Annotated in this window: 14 protein-coding genes; 5 read left to right on the top strand and 9 right to left on the bottom strand. The window is 72.6% G+C overall.

Annotated elements, in window-relative coordinates:
• Positions 1 to 5 precede the first annotated feature (5 nt).
• Both OHA72_RS34605 and OHA72_RS34600 read left to right on the top strand, forming a co-directional pair.
• Positions 6 to 1,073 (top strand): GNAT family N-acetyltransferase, encoded by a 1,068-nt coding sequence (locus tag OHA72_RS34605; protein ID WP_327000249.1) that lies wholly within the window; start codon positions 6 to 8, stop codon positions 1,071 to 1,073.
• Complete coding sequence (locus tag OHA72_RS34600; RefSeq protein ID WP_327000248.1) at positions 1,070 to 2,038, top strand: nitroreductase family protein; 969 nt, start codon at positions 1,070 to 1,072, stop codon at positions 2,036 to 2,038. The genes OHA72_RS34605 and OHA72_RS34600 overlap by 4 nt, the downstream gene beginning before the upstream one ends.
• A gap of 8 nt (positions 2,039 to 2,046) precedes the next feature.
• On the opposite strand, the gene OHA72_RS34595 is transcribed toward OHA72_RS34600, so the two are convergent.
• Positions 2,047 to 2,493: a hypothetical protein gene (locus OHA72_RS34595; protein ID WP_327000247.1), complete on the bottom strand. Its 447-nt coding sequence runs from the start codon at positions 2,491 to 2,493 to the stop codon at positions 2,047 to 2,049.
• Here OHA72_RS34595 and OHA72_RS34590 point away from each other — a divergent pair.
• On the top strand, positions 2,483 to 2,824 hold the full coding sequence (locus OHA72_RS34590) for a hypothetical protein (RefSeq protein WP_327000246.1): 342 nt from the start codon (positions 2,483 to 2,485) through the stop codon (positions 2,822 to 2,824). The two genes, OHA72_RS34595 and OHA72_RS34590, sit on opposite strands and share 11 nt — an antisense overlap.
• Here the strand turns inward: OHA72_RS34590 and OHA72_RS34585 are convergent.
• Positions 2,795 to 3,439: a DUF2306 domain-containing protein gene (locus OHA72_RS34585; RefSeq protein ID WP_327000245.1), complete on the bottom strand. Its 645-nt coding sequence runs from the start codon at positions 3,437 to 3,439 to the stop codon at positions 2,795 to 2,797. The two genes, OHA72_RS34590 and OHA72_RS34585, sit on opposite strands and share 30 nt — an antisense overlap.
• Positions 3,440 to 3,571: 132 nt before the next feature.
• On the opposite strand from OHA72_RS34585, the gene OHA72_RS34580 reads away from it, so the two are divergent.
• Complete coding sequence (locus OHA72_RS34580) at positions 3,572 to 3,973, top strand: hypothetical protein (protein WP_327000244.1); 402 nt, start codon at positions 3,572 to 3,574, stop codon at positions 3,971 to 3,973.
• Here OHA72_RS34580 and OHA72_RS34575 read toward each other — a convergent pair.
• Positions 3,903 to 4,565, bottom strand: coding sequence for a response regulator (locus tag OHA72_RS34575; protein ID WP_327000243.1), 663 nt, complete (start codon positions 4,563 to 4,565; stop codon positions 3,903 to 3,905). The genes OHA72_RS34580 and OHA72_RS34575 overlap by 71 nt on opposite strands.
• Complete coding sequence (locus OHA72_RS34570; protein WP_327000242.1) at positions 4,562 to 5,668, bottom strand: sensor histidine kinase; 1,107 nt, start codon at positions 5,666 to 5,668, stop codon at positions 4,562 to 4,564. Before OHA72_RS34570 ends, OHA72_RS34575 begins: the two co-directional genes overlap by 4 nt.
• Before the next feature lie 66 nt (positions 5,669 to 5,734).
• Here OHA72_RS34570 and OHA72_RS34565 point away from each other — a divergent pair, with 66 nt between their 5' ends.
• Entirely contained in the window at positions 5,735 to 6,469 is a 735-nt protein-coding gene (locus tag OHA72_RS34565) for an Rv0361 family membrane protein (RefSeq protein ID WP_327000241.1), read from the top strand.
• Between the two features lie 11 nt (positions 6,470 to 6,480).
• On the opposite strand, the gene OHA72_RS34560 is transcribed toward OHA72_RS34565, so the two are convergent.
• The 5 genes from OHA72_RS34560 to OHA72_RS34540 are packed head-to-tail and all read right to left on the bottom strand — an operon-like array spanning position 6,481 to position 14,315.
• A complete protein-coding gene (locus tag OHA72_RS34560) occupies positions 6,481 to 8,802 on the bottom strand; it encodes a glycosyl hydrolase family 95 catalytic domain-containing protein (RefSeq protein ID WP_327000240.1) in 2,322 nt (773 codons plus the stop codon).
• Positions 8,783 to 10,711 (bottom strand): beta-galactosidase, encoded by a 1,929-nt coding sequence (locus OHA72_RS34555; RefSeq protein WP_327000239.1) that lies wholly within the window; start codon positions 10,709 to 10,711, stop codon positions 8,783 to 8,785. Before OHA72_RS34555 ends, OHA72_RS34560 begins: the two co-directional genes overlap by 20 nt.
• Positions 10,712 to 10,715: 4 nt before the next feature.
• Positions 10,716 to 11,639 (bottom strand): carbohydrate ABC transporter permease, encoded by a 924-nt coding sequence (locus OHA72_RS34550; RefSeq protein WP_327000238.1) that lies wholly within the window; start codon positions 11,637 to 11,639, stop codon positions 10,716 to 10,718.
• Positions 11,636 to 12,601 carry an ABC transporter permease gene (locus tag OHA72_RS34545; protein WP_327000237.1) on the bottom strand — a complete coding sequence of 322 codons (966 nt, stop codon included), beginning with the start codon at positions 12,599 to 12,601 and terminating at the stop codon, positions 11,636 to 11,638. The genes OHA72_RS34550 and OHA72_RS34545 overlap by 4 nt, the downstream gene beginning before the upstream one ends.
• Positions 12,602 to 12,614: 13 nt before the next feature.
• Positions 12,615 to 14,315 (bottom strand): type 2 periplasmic-binding domain-containing protein, encoded by a 1,701-nt coding sequence (locus tag OHA72_RS34540; RefSeq protein WP_327000236.1) that lies wholly within the window; start codon positions 14,313 to 14,315, stop codon positions 12,615 to 12,617.
• Positions 14,316 to 14,553: the final 238 nt, after the last annotated feature.

The following is a 14,553-nucleotide window of genomic DNA, read 5'->3' as shown; positions in this document are numbered from 1 at the left end:
CACCCGTGACGGACCGCGCCGGGCTGCGCGCCTTCTGCGACGTGCCGCTGCGGCTGCACCCCTCCGACCGGTACGTGCCGCTCGCCGACTCGGTCATCGCCGGCTGGCACCGCTCCGGCGCGGCGGAGCTGTTCCTGGCCCGCGACGCGTCGGGCGCCGCCACCGGCCGCACCATCCTGCACCGCAGCGCCAAGTTCGACGCCAAGCTCGGCCGCCGCCACCAGCTGTTCGGGCTCACCGAGTTCCGCGACGACGAGACCGCCGCCGCGCTGTTCGGCCTCGTCGCGGACCGCGGCCGCGACACCGGGGCCCTGTTCGGCCCCGTCGGCCTGCTGCCCAACCAGACCGGCGGCGTCATCACCTCCGGCTTCGACGAGCGCGGCTTCATCGACTCCGCCTGGAACCCCGCCCACTACCCCGCGGCCTACGAGCGGCACGGCTTCACCCGCCGCTTCGAGGCCGACACGTGGCTGTGCCCGCAGTTCGACGCCGACGCCGACGCGTTGTTCCCCTTCGACGACACGCGCCTGGGCGCGGAAGGTCTCGTCCTGCGCCACGGCTCCCGGCGCCACTTCAAGGCGCAGCTGCCGATCCTGCGGGAGATGCTCAACGCCTCCTTCGCGCAACTGGGCTACTACACCGAGATCGACGCCGATGAGCTCGCCGCGCAGACCGACGGCCTCGCCTACCTGCTCGACGAGTCGCTGCTGCTGTGGCTGGAGAAGAACGGCCGGCCGGTCGCGTTCGTCGTCACCGTGCCCGACGTGTCGGAGTTCTTCATGCGCGTCCGCGGTCGCCTCAGCGTGCGCAACCAGCTGCGGCTGCTGCTCACCCGCCGCCGCTACCGACGCGACGCCGTGCTCATCATCAAGGGCACCGTCCCCGGCGAGCAGGGCCGGGGCTACCTGACGCTGCTGTCCCGCGAGCTGCACCGCAACCTGCGCGCCGGCGGCTACCGCACCCTGCGCAGCACGTACGTGGAACGCTCCAACACGGCGTCGGCCGCGCAGTACCGCCGGATGGGCGGCCGCCCGCTGCACGGCTACACCTTCTACGAGCGGGGCGTCGCATGACCTGGATCGCTGCCTTCCGTTCCCACGAGGACGACTGCCGCCGCGCGCCGAGCGCCCACAACACCCAGCCGTGGGCGCTGCGGTACACCGACGACGCCGTCGACGTGCACTGGGACCCGTCGCGCGCCCTGCCCGACTCGGACCCCACCCGCCGCGACCTGTTCCTGTCGCTGGGCGCCTTCATCGAGACCTGCCTCGTCGTCGCCGCCTCCGCCGGCCTGCCCGTCCGCGCCGACATTGCCGTCGACCATTCTTCGCAACGGGCCGCCCGCCTCCTGCCGTCCCCGTCGGTGTACGACACCCCGTTCACCCTCACCTCCGTGCAACAGCGGCGCTGCGCCCGTGGCGGCTACGCCCCCGGCACGCTCGACCCGGCCGTCCTCGCCGCGCTGACCGCCCTCGGCGCCGACCTGCGCCAGGTGCCCACCCGCACGCTCGTCGCCCCGCTCGCGGCCGCCGACCGGTGGATGTTCGGCACGCCGGAGGTCGTCGGCGAGCTGCGTGCGTGGATGCGGCTGTCACCGAAGCACCCCCGCTACCAGCTCGACGGCCTCACCGACCAGGCCATGGCCCTGTCCCGGATCGAGGCCACCGGCCTGGCCGCGATGATCGGCCCCCGCGCCTACCCGCTCACCCGCCGCCTGGGCGGCCCGGCCCTGCTCGCCGCCGCGTCGAAGGGCCTGCTGCGGTACGACGGCAGCGTCCTGATCCTCGTCGGCAGCGCCGTCACCCCGGAGTCGGTCATCGAACACGGCCGGGCGCTGGTCAGGGTGTGGCTGGCACTGTCGGAACGCGGCCTGAACGTCCATCCGCTGAGCCAGCTCCTGGACTGCGCGGCGACGGCCGGTCAGCTCACCGAGAAGCTCGACCTCGCCCCGGACGAGTCACCCCTCGCGGTCTTCCGCACCGGCCGCCCTCTCAAGGAACCGATCCGCTCCGCCCGCATCCCGGCCTCCCAGGTCTAGGCCTGCCGTCAGCCGGTGAGTTCGATCGCGATGATCCCGACGTTCATGGCGACCACCAGCGTGCCGGCGATCACGCCGCATGCGACCGCGCGGTCGTGCACCGGTATCGTCCACAAACTGCTGCCGGTCGCGGGATCCCAGATCCGCACGGTTTCATCGGCGCTGGCGGAGGCGAGGAGCGTCCGGCCGTCAACGGTGATCGGGCAGATGCTGCGCGGCGCGGACGTACAAACTGGTTCGACCTGTTCGTCTCCCCGGCCCGGCCCGGTGGTGGTGGCCGCACGGCGGCGCGTTGCGCGTCGAGCTGGAGCCGTGGCCGCGAAAACATCGGTGATGCTTCGCACCCGAGCCTGGGCGAGACAGCGGGAGCGGGGCGGTTGCTCTAGGGTCGCGGGAATGTCGACTGGTGCAAAGGTCATGCAGATTCTGTTCATCATCGCCGGGATGTTCAGCATCGCGTTCGGAATGCTCGGCTCCATGGCCGACAGCGACGCGAAGACCGTCGGCGAATGGACGTGCAGCGTGCCCACCCAGTCCTCGCCGCAGCAGCGGTGCGTCGGGTCCAGCAACGCCGGCAGCGGCCACGTCGCCGACCAGTTCCTCCTGGCCGGCATCGCGCTGGAGATCGCCGCGGCCGCGGTCGCCATCGGTGGGCGGCGCGACGCGGCCGTCCCGCCGGTGCCGTACGCGATGCCCGGCCAGCCCCCGTACCCGCCGCGGCCCATGGCGCCGACCGGTGTCGTCGTGCCGGCGCAGTCACCGCAGCCGGGCTGGCCGTCGGCCTGAGCCGCGGCGCCTGATGAGGACCTCGGCCACGGCGAGGTTGACGATCCAGCCGACGGTCTGCCCGACGGGAATCATCGTGGGCGCCTGCTCACCGATCGACCCGGCGTCCGGCCCGCCGAAGGGAATCCAGGCCAGCAGGAGCAGCGGGACGAGGATGCGTGAGGTCACCGCGAGGAACGTCAGCGCGTAGTTGCGCGTCATCCACTGCTGGTGGGCGACGAAGTCGCGGCGGCGCGCCGCCCGGTACGCGAGGCCGCCGGTGAGCAGCCACAGGACGGCCGCCGTGGTGAGGCCGATCTGGGTCAGCGGGCGCCCCGACCACAGCGCCACCGGGATCGCGGTCACCGCGGAGGGCAGCACGCCGGCGAGCAGATAGGTCCGGCCGAGCGCGCGATGCACCCGCCGCCGCGCCCGGACCGCCGCGATGAACTGCAACGGTCCGGCCGTCAACGCCACGGCCGCGGTGAAGATGTGCACGACCAGCACGGCGTAGTAGGTCCCCCCGTGCACGCCCAGCCTGCTGTCGTCGGCGTCGAAGCTGGTGTACGGGTGGCTGAGCACCAGTCCGAACACGATCGCCACGATGAACATCAGCCAGGTCGCCCGTCCGCGCATGCCCTCAAGCCTCACGGACGCGGGTTGCGGCGGCATCCGCCTCGGGACGGCTCCGGCGTACGAAGATCTTCGTAGTGCTGATCCGCGCCGGCGCCGACGCGGCGGGGGCGGGCCGGCGGCGACGCTGTCGGCATGCAGATGACTTCGCACAAGGTGACGATCGGCGGGCTGGTGCTCGGGGCGGCCGGGATCGCGGTGCTGTGGGCGGCGGGGGTGCAGTTCCCGGTCGCCGTGCCGCCGGGGATCGTGATCCTGCTGGCCGGCGCGATCTTCGTGGGTGTGGCGCGATGGCGGTGGGCGCCCGCGGCGGGGGTGGTGCTCGGGCTGTTCGTCGCCGTCGGCTGGGCGATCAGCCCGACCGGCTGGCCGAACCTCACCGGGCGGCACGGGCCGACCGTCGCCGCCGGCCAGGCGATCCAGCTCATCGGGGTGCTGACAGCCGTCGTGGCCGGCCTGGTGGCGCTCAGGCGCGCGGGATCGTCAGGCCGGCCCGCACCGCGAACACCACCAGCTGGGCACGATCCCGCGCGTTGAGCTTGAGCATCGCCCTGCCGACGTGGGTACGGACCGTCGCCGGACTGATGAACAGTTCGGCGGCGATCTCGTCGTTGGAGCGACCGGTCGCCACCCAGGCCACGATCTGCCGTTCCCGCTCGGTCAGCGTGTCCATCGGCGGCGCGTCCGCGCTGGTCCCGGGGACGCGGCGGCCGACCAGCTCGACCAGGCGGCGGGTCACCGACGGCGACAGCAGCGCGTCGCCGGCCGCCGCGGCCCGCACCGCACGGATCAGGTCGGCCGGTTCGGCGTCCTTCAGCACGAAGCCGCTGGCGCCGACCCGGACGGCATCGAGGACGTACTCGTCGGTCTCGAACGTCGTCACGATGACGACCCGGGTGGCGGCGAGGTCCGGGTCGCCGCTGATCCCGCGCAGGACCTGGAGCCCGTCGGGTCCGGGCATCCGGATGTCGAGCAGCACCACGTCCGGTCTCGTCCGGCGGACCACGGCCAGGGCCTCGTACCCGTCGGACGCCTCGCCGACCAGGGTCAGGTCCGTTTCACGCTCGATGAGCACCCGCAGGCCCATCCGCACCAGCGCCTGGTCGTCGGCGAGCACGACCCTGATCATGCGGTCTGCCCGGGCAGCGGGAGACGGGCCCGCACCTGGAAGCCGCCGCCGTCGCGTCCGGCCGCCTCGAACGTGCCACCGGCCGCCTCCACGCGCTCCCGCAGTCCCGCCAGCCCTCGCCCGTCCCCGGCCTGCGGCGCCCCGGTGCCCCGGTCGGTGACCGTGACGAGCACCCCGCCGGGTTCGCGGGCGACGTCCACGACGGCGCCGGTCGGGCCGGCGTGCCGGATCACGTTCGTCAGCGACTCGCGCACCACCTGGTAGACGATGTCACCCGCCGCCGCCGGCAGGTCCCCCGCGTCGCCGGTCAGCTCCACCGGGAGCCCGGCCGTCCGGGCCCGCGCGACCAGCGCCGCCAGTTCGGGCGTCGCGGTCGGCCGCGGCCGGTGCTCACGCTCGTCGAGGACCCGGCGCAGGTCGCCGAGCGCGGCCGTCGCCGCGGCCCGGATGCCTTCCAGGGACGCGCGGACCTGCTCCGGCTGCTCGTCGAGCACCACCAGTGCCACGCCGGCCTGCATGGCGATCACCGCGAACCCGTGCCCCGCCACGTCGTGGACCTCGCGGGAGATGCGGATGCGTTCCTCCAGCGCGGCCCGTGCCATCAGGTCGTCGCGTGCCCGGCGTTCGGCGACGGCGCGCACCTGCAGGAGCGCGCCCAGCGACCACGGCGCCGCCAGCCAGCACGCCGCCCACAGCACCAGACCCAGCGCCGGCACGTCCAGCACGCCGACGAGCCGGGGCAGCACGGCGGCCACCGACGTCACCGCGGCGGCCGCGGCGAGCGGCGCGGACAGCCGCAGCGGGCGGCGCCACGCGAGCTCGAACATCGCCCACGCCGCGCAGAGCAGGCCCGGCCCGTACGGGTAACCGGCGAGCAGGCTCGCGGCGCTGGCGGCCGCGCTGACCGCGAGCGCGACGGCGGGTGCGGCCCGGCGCCAGGCCAGGGCGCCCGCGGCCACCACGACCAGTGCGACGCCCCAGACGTCGAGGGGCCGGGCGTCGCCCTGCGATGTGCCGGTCTGCACGGCGAGCAGGACCGCCACGACCACCGCCGCGATCGCCGCCCCGACATCGCGACCGGCCGCCAGCCTCACCGATGCCACACCACAGCGTATCCGGCGCCACCGGAAGCGGGTTGCACCAGTGAACCCCGTATATACGATGGGGCGGTGACGTACCCGGGGGCACAGCCAGATCCGCAGCAGCCACATCAGCAGCCGTATGCTCCGCCGCCGGGGCAGCCGCAGCCGTACGGCCAGCCGCAGCCTTATGAGCAGCCACCGCCGTACGGGCAGCAGCCGTACCAGCAACCGCAGCAGTATCAGCAGCCGTACGGCCAGCCGCAGCAGTACCAGCAGCCATACGACCAGACGTACCAGCAGCCGATCTCGGGTCAGCCCTACGCCCAGCCCGGCCAGTACGCGCAGCCCGGCTACGGATACGGCCCGCCGACCGGTGCGCTGCCCGTCCCGCCCGCCGAAGGCGGCCAGCGGGGCGGCAAGTGGGCGCTCATCGTCGGCGCCGGGGTCCTGGCGCTGATCCTCGCGGTCGTCGGCGGCTACTTCACCTATCAGAAGGTGTTCGTGCAGACCCCGACCGAGGTGGTCGAGGCCTTCTTCACCGAGGCCACGAAGTCCAGCCCCGACCCGGACGTGCTCGCGCGCTACGTGTGCGCGGCGGAGGTCGAGGAGATGAAGAAGGACTTCACCAACACCGGCGACACCGAGTCCCGCACCACCGTCGCCGACTGGAGGGTGACCAGCGAGTCGATCATCGGCGACACCGCGAGCGTCTTCGCCACCTTCACGATCAAGTCCGGCACCGGCCGCACCTCCACCAACAACGTCACCGCGAAGCTGGTCAAGGAAGACGGCGACTGGAAGATCTGCGAGTTCGACGACTGATCCGCGCCGGCTCAGCCGATCCGGTACCCCACGCCCGCGCGGGCCGGCCAGCGCACCCGGCACCGGCCCGCGGGCGCACCCGCCACGGCGCTCGCGTCAACGGTCGCGCCGTCGTCGTCCAGGACCTTGGCCGGTGCTGACGGCAACTCCAGCAGCAGCGGCCCGGTCGCCCCGGCGACGACCCGCGCCGCCGACAGCCGCCCGGCGGCCCAGGACACCTCGACGCGGTGGCCGCCGCGGCATCGCACGCCCCGGACCCGGCCGGTGTCCCAGGCCGGCGGCAGCGCCGGCAGGAGGCTGACCGCGCCGGCGTGGCTCTGCACGAGCAGTTCGGTGATGCCCGCGGGCACGCCGAGGTTGCCGTCGATCTGGAAGATCCAGCCGCTGGGGCGGGCCGCGTCCGGGTGCAGGGTCAGCAGCGACGCGGAGCACAGCTCGCCGGCCAGGGCGGTGACGGACGCCGCGGCGAGGTCGGCGTCGCGGAGGCGGGCGGCGAGGCACACGACCCAGGCACGGCTCCAGCCGGTGTGGCCGGTGCCGTGCGCGAGCCTGGCCCGCAACGCGGCGCGGGCGGCGGCGAAGTCCGCGGGCGTGCCGGTCTCCGTGATGCGGGTGCCGGGGTACAGCCCGTACAGGTGCGACAGGTGCCGGTGGCCGGGTTCGCGTGGTGGGCGCTCGTCGTACCACTCCAGCAGGGCCCCGTCGGCGCCGATCTGCACCGGGCGCAACGCGGCGAGCGCGGCGGCGACCTCATCGGTCAAGGCAGGATCCGGGAACCGCCGCAGCAGCGCGGCGAGGCGGGTCAGCACCTCCCGCGCGAGCTCCTGGTCCAGCGCGCAGCCCCAGGACGTGGCGGCGTGCCCGCCGTCGCCGGTCAGGAAGTGGTGCTCGGGCGAGGTGGAAGGGCTGACGACCAGGGCACCGGCAGCGTCGGGGACGAGCATGTCGAGGGTGAACCGGGCCGCGGCCCGCAGCACCGGCAGCGCCACCGTGCGGGCGAACCGAGCGCCGGCGCCGTGGTCGAGGTGGTCCCACACGTGCGCGGCCAGCCAGGGCAGCGCGGACGGCCAGTTCGCCCACTGCGGGTCCCCCGGCACCGGCGCGGTGAGGCGCCACAGGTCGGTGTTGTGGTGCGCGGCCGCGCCGCGGGCGCCGTAGTACAGCTCCGCGGTGCGGGCGCCAGCGACGGCGAGGTCGCCGGTCAGCGTGAGCAGCGGCTCGTGCAGGTCGGCCAGGCCGGTGCTCTCCGCGGCCCAGTAGTTCATCTGGGCGTTGATGTTCGTGGTCCAGTTGCAGGACCAGCCGGGGCGCACGTCGGCGTTCCAGATGCCCTGCAGGTTCACCGGCTGGGTGCCGGGCCGGGAGCCGGCGACCAGCAGGTACCGGCCGAGGTGGAACAGCAGCTCCGCGTCGGCGTCCCCGGGCAGTTCCAGGTCGGCGCGGTCGAAGTACCGCCGGTGGTCCGCGACGTGCCGCCGCCGCAGCGCACCGGTCGGCGCGGCGAGGGCGCGGGCGACCACGTCGAGGGCCTCGCCCGCGATGGCGGCGAGGTCGGCGCTGGGCCGCAGGTGCGGGCCGCGGAACCCGGTGGCCGCGGCGACGACGAGGCGGGACTCGTCGTCGGTGTGCCGCACGGCGGCGACGACGGCGAACCCCATCCCGGCGGCCACGGTGCCGTCCCCGGCGGGTTCGTCGGAGGCGTACGTGACTGCGGGATCCGCCTCGACGTAGTTCGGCAGCACGTGCGCGGGGGCGCGGCCGGTCCAGACCAGGCAGGGTCCGGCGCCGGCGTCGACCACGCCGGTGGTGACCGGGTGCGGCGTGCGCAGCCGGGGCAGGACGGTGTCGGCGAGACTGCCGGCGCCGGTCACGGAGACGACGAGGACACCGTCGGGCGCGGACATGAAGGCCTCCAGCCGCACCGGGCCGCACTCGCTGTCGTATCCGTTGCCGGCGACGGCGTCCGCGAGGTCGAGGCTGCGCGCGTACCCGGCGACCTCCTGGCAGGAGGCGTAGCACCACTCGAGCCGGCCGAGCGGCTGATACGACTGGGTGTATGCGCCGCCCTGCAGCAGCCGGGCGAGCTCCTCGGCGGTGTGGTGGTCGCCGGCGGCGACGGCCTCACGCAGTCGCGGCAGGAGCCGCGCCGGCAACGGACCGTCCACAGGGGACGATGGCAGCGGGCCGCCGGACCAGAGGGTGTCGGCGTTGAGGTCGAACCATTCGCGGCCGGGCCGCCCGTACAGCATGGCGCCGAGCCTGCCGTTGCCGAGCGGGAACCCGTCGTGGAACTCACCGGCCGGCGACGTGCGCTCAATCCGGTGCCGGGTCACGGTTGCCCTCCCGCCGGATCTCGACCTTCCCGGTGTCGTGGTGCAGCAGGAACAGCAGGCCGCCGCGGCGCACCGCCTCCACGTCCGGCGGCAGGTCCGGCAGCACCGGCGCCACGCCGGCCTCGGCGCAGATCCGGCGCAGCAGCCGCCGCATCGCGTCCGGTGACGGCAGGGTGGCGACGTACCAGGCGGTGCCGGCGCCGTGGCCGTTGCGCAGCACCACGGGCCGGTCGTGCAGGGGTCCGCCGCGCACGGTGGCGACCGGGTCCGCGCCGCGGGACACCGTCCACTCGGCCCACATCGTCGCGGTGAAGTCGCCCAGCGTGTCCGAGACGACGTCGAGCAGTTCACCGTCGGGCAGCGGCCAGTGCTCCTCGACCCGCACGCCGAGCAGGTCCTGCCACGGCCCGGGCCAGCCGCCGGTGTAGACCCGCTCGTCCGGGTCGGTGACGCCGCTGAACGGGCCGACGACCAGGGTGCCGCCGGCCGTGACGTAGCCGGCGAGGTTCGCCGCGGCGGCCGGGCCCACCTGGTACAGGTTGGGCACCACGACCAGCCGGTAGCGCGACAGCGGGCCGTCGGCGGGGGCGAAGTCGCAGGTGACGTTGTCCCGCCACAGCGGCGCGTAGTACTCCAGCACCCGGTCGGTGTAGCGGAACCCGTCGTGCGGCTGGTGCTCCAGCTCGACGGCCCGCCACGCGTCCCAGTCCAGGACGAACGCCACGTCGGACGGCACCGTGGCACCGACCACTTCGGACAGTCCGGCGAGCTCGGCGCCGAGCGCGCGGATCTCGCGGTGCACGCGGGAGTCGGCTCCGGCGTGCGGCAGCATCGCGCCGTGCCCGCGTTCGGCGCCCTGCCGGGAGGCGCGCCACTGGAAGTGCAGGACGCCGTCGGCGCCGCGGGCGACGGCCTGCATGGACCACAGCCGGTTCAGGCCCGGCCGTATCGGCGTCGCCACGGGCCGCCAGCTCGCCGCGCCGGGTGACTGCTCGGCGAGCAGCCACGGCCGGCCGCCGCCGAGGGACCGCATGAGGTCCTTCGACATGGCGGCCCGCATCGCGGCGAGGGGGTCGTTCGGGTCCGGATAGGTGTCCAGGGACACCAGGTCCTCGGCGGCCGCCCACCGCCAGCCGTCGGTGTGCCGGTAGAAGTCCATGAAGTTCGTGGTGACCGGCACGGCCGGGTTGTGGGCGCGCACGGCGTCGCGTTCGGCGGTGAAGCACTCCAGCAGCATCGCGTCGCAGAAGCGTTGGTAGTCCAGGTCCTGCGACGGGTTGATGACGTACTGGACGCGCCGGGGCGGCAGCACCTCGGCCCAGTCGCCGTAGCGCTGCGACCACACGGCGGTGCCCCAGGCGGCGTTGAGGCCGTCGAGGTCGCCGTAGCGGCCGCGCAGCCAGCCGCGGAACCGCTCGGCGCAGTGTCCGCAGTGGCAGGCGGTGCCGTACTCGTTGCCGATGTGCCACAGCCGCAGCGCCGGGTGGTGGGCGTAGCGGGCCGCGACGGCTTCGGTGATCGCCAGCGCGGCCCGCCGGTACGCCGGCGCGCACGGGCAGTACTGGTTGCGCGAGCCGTACAGGCGCCGGATCCCGTCGGGGCCCTCCGGCAGGGTGTCGGGGTGGCGGTGGCCGAGCCACGGCGGCGGCGACGCGGTGGGCGTGGCGAGGGCGACGCCGATGCCGCCGTCGTGCAGGAGCCCGAGGACGGTGTCGAGCCAGTCGAAGGTGAAGCGGTCCGGCGCCGGCTGCAGGGCCGCCCATGAGAACACGCCCACCGTGACGAGGTTGACGCCGGCCTCGCGCATGAGCCGCACGTCGTCGGGCCAGACGTGCGGCGGCCACTGCTCGGGGTTGTAGTCGCCGCCGTACAGCAGCCGCCCACGCGTCACGTCCTGCAGTCCCGGCACCGTTTCAGCCCTTGATCGCGCCGGTGAGCATGCCCTTGGTGAAGTGCCGCTGCACGAACGGGTACGCCACCACGATCGGGATCAGGGTGAGGGTGACGACCGCCATCTGCAGCGACAGCTGGGCGATCTGCTGGTGGCCGGCGTACTGGCCGGTGCCGGTGACCCCGCCGCCGGGCATGGCGGCGCCCTGGTACGTGTACGTGTAGAGGATCATCTGCAGCGGCCACTTGCCGTTGTCGGGCAGGTACAGCAGCGCGTTGAAGAACGAGTTCCAGTAGCCGACCGCGTAGAACAGGGTGATGACGGCCGTGACCGCGCGGGAGGTCGGCAGCACCACCGACCACAGGATGCGCCACTCCCCCGCGCCGTCCATGCGGGCCGCGTCGATGAGCTCCGGCGCGGTGCTGCTGAAGAAGCTCCGCATCACCAGGATGTTGAACACCGACACCGCGCTGGGCAGGATCATCGTCCAGTACTCGCCGTAGCCGCCGAGCGCGGTGACGACGAGGAACGACGGGATCAGCCCGCCGCTGAAGAACATCGTGACGACCAGGAACAGCAGGATGCCGCGGTGCCCGAGGGAGCCGTGCCGCGACAGCCCGTAGGCGCACAGGATCGTCACCACCATCGACAGCACCGTGCCGACGAGGGTGATGGCGAGACTCACCAGCAGCGAGTGCGTGACGAGCTGGTTGGTGAAGATCTGCCGGTACGCCTCGACCGTCAGCTCCGTCGGCACGGTGACGAGCCCGCCGGCCCGGTTGATGGCCGCCTGGGTGGAGAAGCTGGTCAGCACGATGGAGTACAGCGGCACCAGGATCACCGCCACCACGATGAACAGCGTGATGCCCTTGCCTGCCTTGCCGGCCGGCCCGAGGGGTTCCTCCCACACGGGCCCGCTGTGCGGGGGTCTGGTCTCGACGGTCATTTCCGGTACAGTCCGTCCTCGCCGAAGGCGTGCGCGAGCTTGTTCGCGGCCAGCACCAGGATCAGTGACAGCACACCCTTGAACAGGCCGGCGGCGGCGCCGTAACTGAAGTTGTTGTTGACCACGCCGTAGTAGTAGGCGAACGTGTCGAGCACCTCGGAGGCGTCCCGCCCGACCGCCTGCCGCTGGATGAGCATCTGTTCGAAGCCGACGGTGAGCGCGTTGCCCAGCCGCAGCACCAGCATGAGCACGATGACACCGCGCATGCCGGGCAGCGTGATGTGCCACAGCCGGCGCCACCGGCCGGCCCCGTCGGCGGCGGCCGCCTCGTAGAGGCTCTGGTCGATCGCGGCGAGCGCGGCCAGGAAGACGATGACGCCCCAGCCGGCTTCCTTCCACACCGCCTGCGCGGTGACCAGGTACTTGAACGCCTCCGGGTCGGTCATGATGTCCCACGTCGCCCAGCCGTGCCGGCGCAGCATCGTGTTGAGCGCGCCGGCGCCGCCGAGCATCTCCTGGAACACGGTCACCACGAGGACCCAGGAGAAGAAGTGCGGCAGGTACACCACGGACTGCACGAACGAGCGGATGCGGGTGTTGACGATCTCGTTGAACACCAGTGCCAGCGCGATCGGCACCGGGAAGTACAGCACCAGCTGGACCGCGCTGATGACGAGGGTGTTGGACAGCGCGTGCCAGAAGATCGAGTCGTCGAACAGCCGCTCGAAGTTGTCGATGCCGACCAGCGGGCTGTACCAGAAGCCGGAGTAGATGTCGTAGCTCTGGAACGCCGTGATGAGACCGAGCATCGGCACGTAGGCGAACACGGCGAGCAGCACGACCGCCGGCAGCGTCATGAGCAGCAGCGAGCGGTCGCGGCGCAGCCGGATCCGCCACCGCGACTCGCTCGGGGCGACGGCCGGAGCCGGACGCGGTGGCGCGTCCGGCTTCGTCGCCGTCATGGCGTGCCTACGTTCACTTGCCGGTGCCGAACTTCTCGCGGATGCCGTCGTAGAACTTGCGCAGGTCGTCGCCGCCCTGCTTGCGCCAGTTGGTGACCGCGTCGGTCCACGCGGAGATCGGCTTGCGGCCGAGCTTCACGTCGGTCATCGTGTCGATCATCGGCAGGCCGAGCGAGCCGAACTGCGACGGCTCGGTCACGTTCATGCCGTAGAACAGCGGCTTCACCGCGTACTTGACCATGTCCGCCTGCCAGGCCGCGGCGTCCTTGACCACCTGCACGGCGCCGGACTGCACGGTGCTCGCCGACGCGGGGCACGCCAGGAACTGGTACGTGGTGGCGATCTCCTTGCTGCCCTGCTCGGTCAGCAGCGGGTTGCCGGCGGTCATGTTGTGGTGCGTGCCGGGCGTGCCGAAGTTGACCGTCAGCCACTCCGCCGAGCCGTAGGGCGCGGCCAGGTAGTTGGCGATGGACAGCAGCTCCTTGATCTGGGCGTCGCTGAGCTTCTTGTTCAGGTAGCTGTACATCGACGCGCCGTTGCCCAGCTGGACCGTGGGCTTGTCACCGTTGGCGCTGAACAGTTTGAACGCCTGCCGGTTGTAGGTCGGGGCGGCCGCCGCGCCGGACTTGGCGTCGTCGCCGTTCCAGGCGCCGGTGCCGTCGGCGCACACCGCGACCTTGCCGCTCCAGAACCGCTGCTTGGCGTTCTGGCTGTTGTCGGCCACGGCGTCGGGGTGCATGTAGCCGGCCTTGACCATCTTCGCGTGCCAGTTGAGCGCCTCGACGATGCCTTCGGACTCGTACCGGTGCACGAGCTTGCCGCTGGAGTCCTGCGCCCACGGGTAGCCAGTGCCCGGGAACCCGAAGATCTGGTAGATGTAGGCGGCGTCCTTGCCGAACAGGTCGTCGAACGCCCACTGACCGGCGGCGGCGTTGGTCAGTGCCTTCCCGATCGCCTCCAGGTCGGCGACGCTCTTGACGTCCGCCGAGACGCCGGCCTTGTCCAGCAGGTCCTTGCGGTAGTAGTACATGCCGGCGATGACGGCGTTGGAGGAGTAGATCGGCAGCCCGTAGAGCTTGCCGTTCCAGACCCCGGCCACCCAGGCGTTGGTGGACAGCGCCGCCAGGTTCGGGTACTGCTTGACCTTGTCGCCGGCCAGGTACGGGGTGAGGTCGGCGAACTTCGTGCGGACCGCCTCGCCGAAGTTGAGCTTCGTGATCGTCCAGCTCGGGATGTTGATCCAGTCCGGCAGCTTGTCGGCGGCGAACAGCGGCGGCAGCAGGTCGGCGTAGGTGTTGCCGTCGGCGGGCTGCATCTTCAGGGTCGCGCCGAGTCCCTTGTTGACCGCGTCGTAGTAGGCGTTGCCGCTCGACGGCGGGATCGCACCCCACAGCGGGGTCATCGTCACATACGTGCCGCCGGCGCCGACCGCGCCGGTGACCGTGCGGGGCGGGTTGGCGGGGTACGCCAGGAACGCCGGGTCGGTGGACGCGCCGTTGGCGCCGGCGACGACCGGGATGTCGGGCTTGACCAGGTCGCTGGGCGCGTAGGCGGGCAGGGCCTTGGACAGCTCGTTCTCCGAGGTCGTGCCCGAGTTCTTCTCCTTCGGGCTGCCGCAGGCGTCCAGCAGCGGCACGGCGGCGATGACGGCGATGGAGGTGAGCAGTCCGCGCCGGCTCAACCCGCCGGCGTCTGGGGTCGCTCCGCTTTGCATGGTGGTTCCACCCTTCGGGTGATCGAGGTGCACGATGCGGTGCGCGAAGTATCGAAGCGCTTCGACGGCGCTTCGACTGCCAGACCGTAGGGCATCGATGGACACTCGACAAGGACATCGACGAAGGCCGCCGTCCGACCGCGTGACCCGTGCCACCGGACGTGAAAGTTTCGCGTCGTTTGACAGCCACCCGACCACCGTCGATCATCGAAGCGCTTCGACAGTGCTCATCTCGTGC

The organism is Dactylosporangium sp. NBC_01737, from assembly GCF_035963215.1.
Taxonomy (GTDB): Bacteria; Actinomycetota; Actinomycetes; order Mycobacteriales; family Micromonosporaceae; genus Dactylosporangium.
The sequence above is the reverse complement of the archived record's forward strand: the minus strand, read 5'-3'. Positions and strand labels throughout refer to the sequence as shown.

What these genes read in the sequence shown, in the direction of transcription:
- OHA72_RS34600 (WP_327000248.1), top strand. Translation starts at nt 1,070, where the DNA reads ATGACCTGGATCGCTGCCTTCCGTTCCCACGAGGACGACTGCCGCCGC.
- OHA72_RS34590 (WP_327000246.1), top strand. Translation starts at nt 2,483, where the DNA reads ATGTTCAGCATCGCGTTCGGAATGCTCGGCTCCATGGCCGACAGCGAC.
- OHA72_RS34595 (WP_327000247.1), bottom strand. Translation starts at nt 2,493, where the DNA reads ATGCTGAACATCCCGGCGATGATGAACAGAATCTGCATGACCTTTGCA.
- OHA72_RS34585 (WP_327000245.1), bottom strand. Translation starts at nt 3,439, where the DNA reads ATGCGCGGACGGGCGACCTGGCTGATGTTCATCGTGGCGATCGTGTTC.
- OHA72_RS34580 (WP_327000244.1), top strand. Translation starts at nt 3,572, where the DNA reads ATGCAGATGACTTCGCACAAGGTGACGATCGGCGGGCTGGTGCTCGGG.
- OHA72_RS34575 (WP_327000243.1), bottom strand. Translation starts at nt 4,565, where the DNA reads ATGATCAGGGTCGTGCTCGCCGACGACCAGGCGCTGGTGCGGATGGGC.
- OHA72_RS34550 (WP_327000238.1), bottom strand. Translation starts at nt 11,639, where the DNA reads ATGACCGTCGAGACCAGACCCCCGCACAGCGGGCCCGTGTGGGAGGAA.
- OHA72_RS34545 (WP_327000237.1), bottom strand. Translation starts at nt 12,601, where the DNA reads ATGACGGCGACGAAGCCGGACGCGCCACCGCGTCCGGCTCCGGCCGTC.
- OHA72_RS34540 (WP_327000236.1), bottom strand. Translation starts at nt 14,315, where the DNA reads ATGCAAAGCGGAGCGACCCCAGACGCCGGCGGGTTGAGCCGGCGCGGA.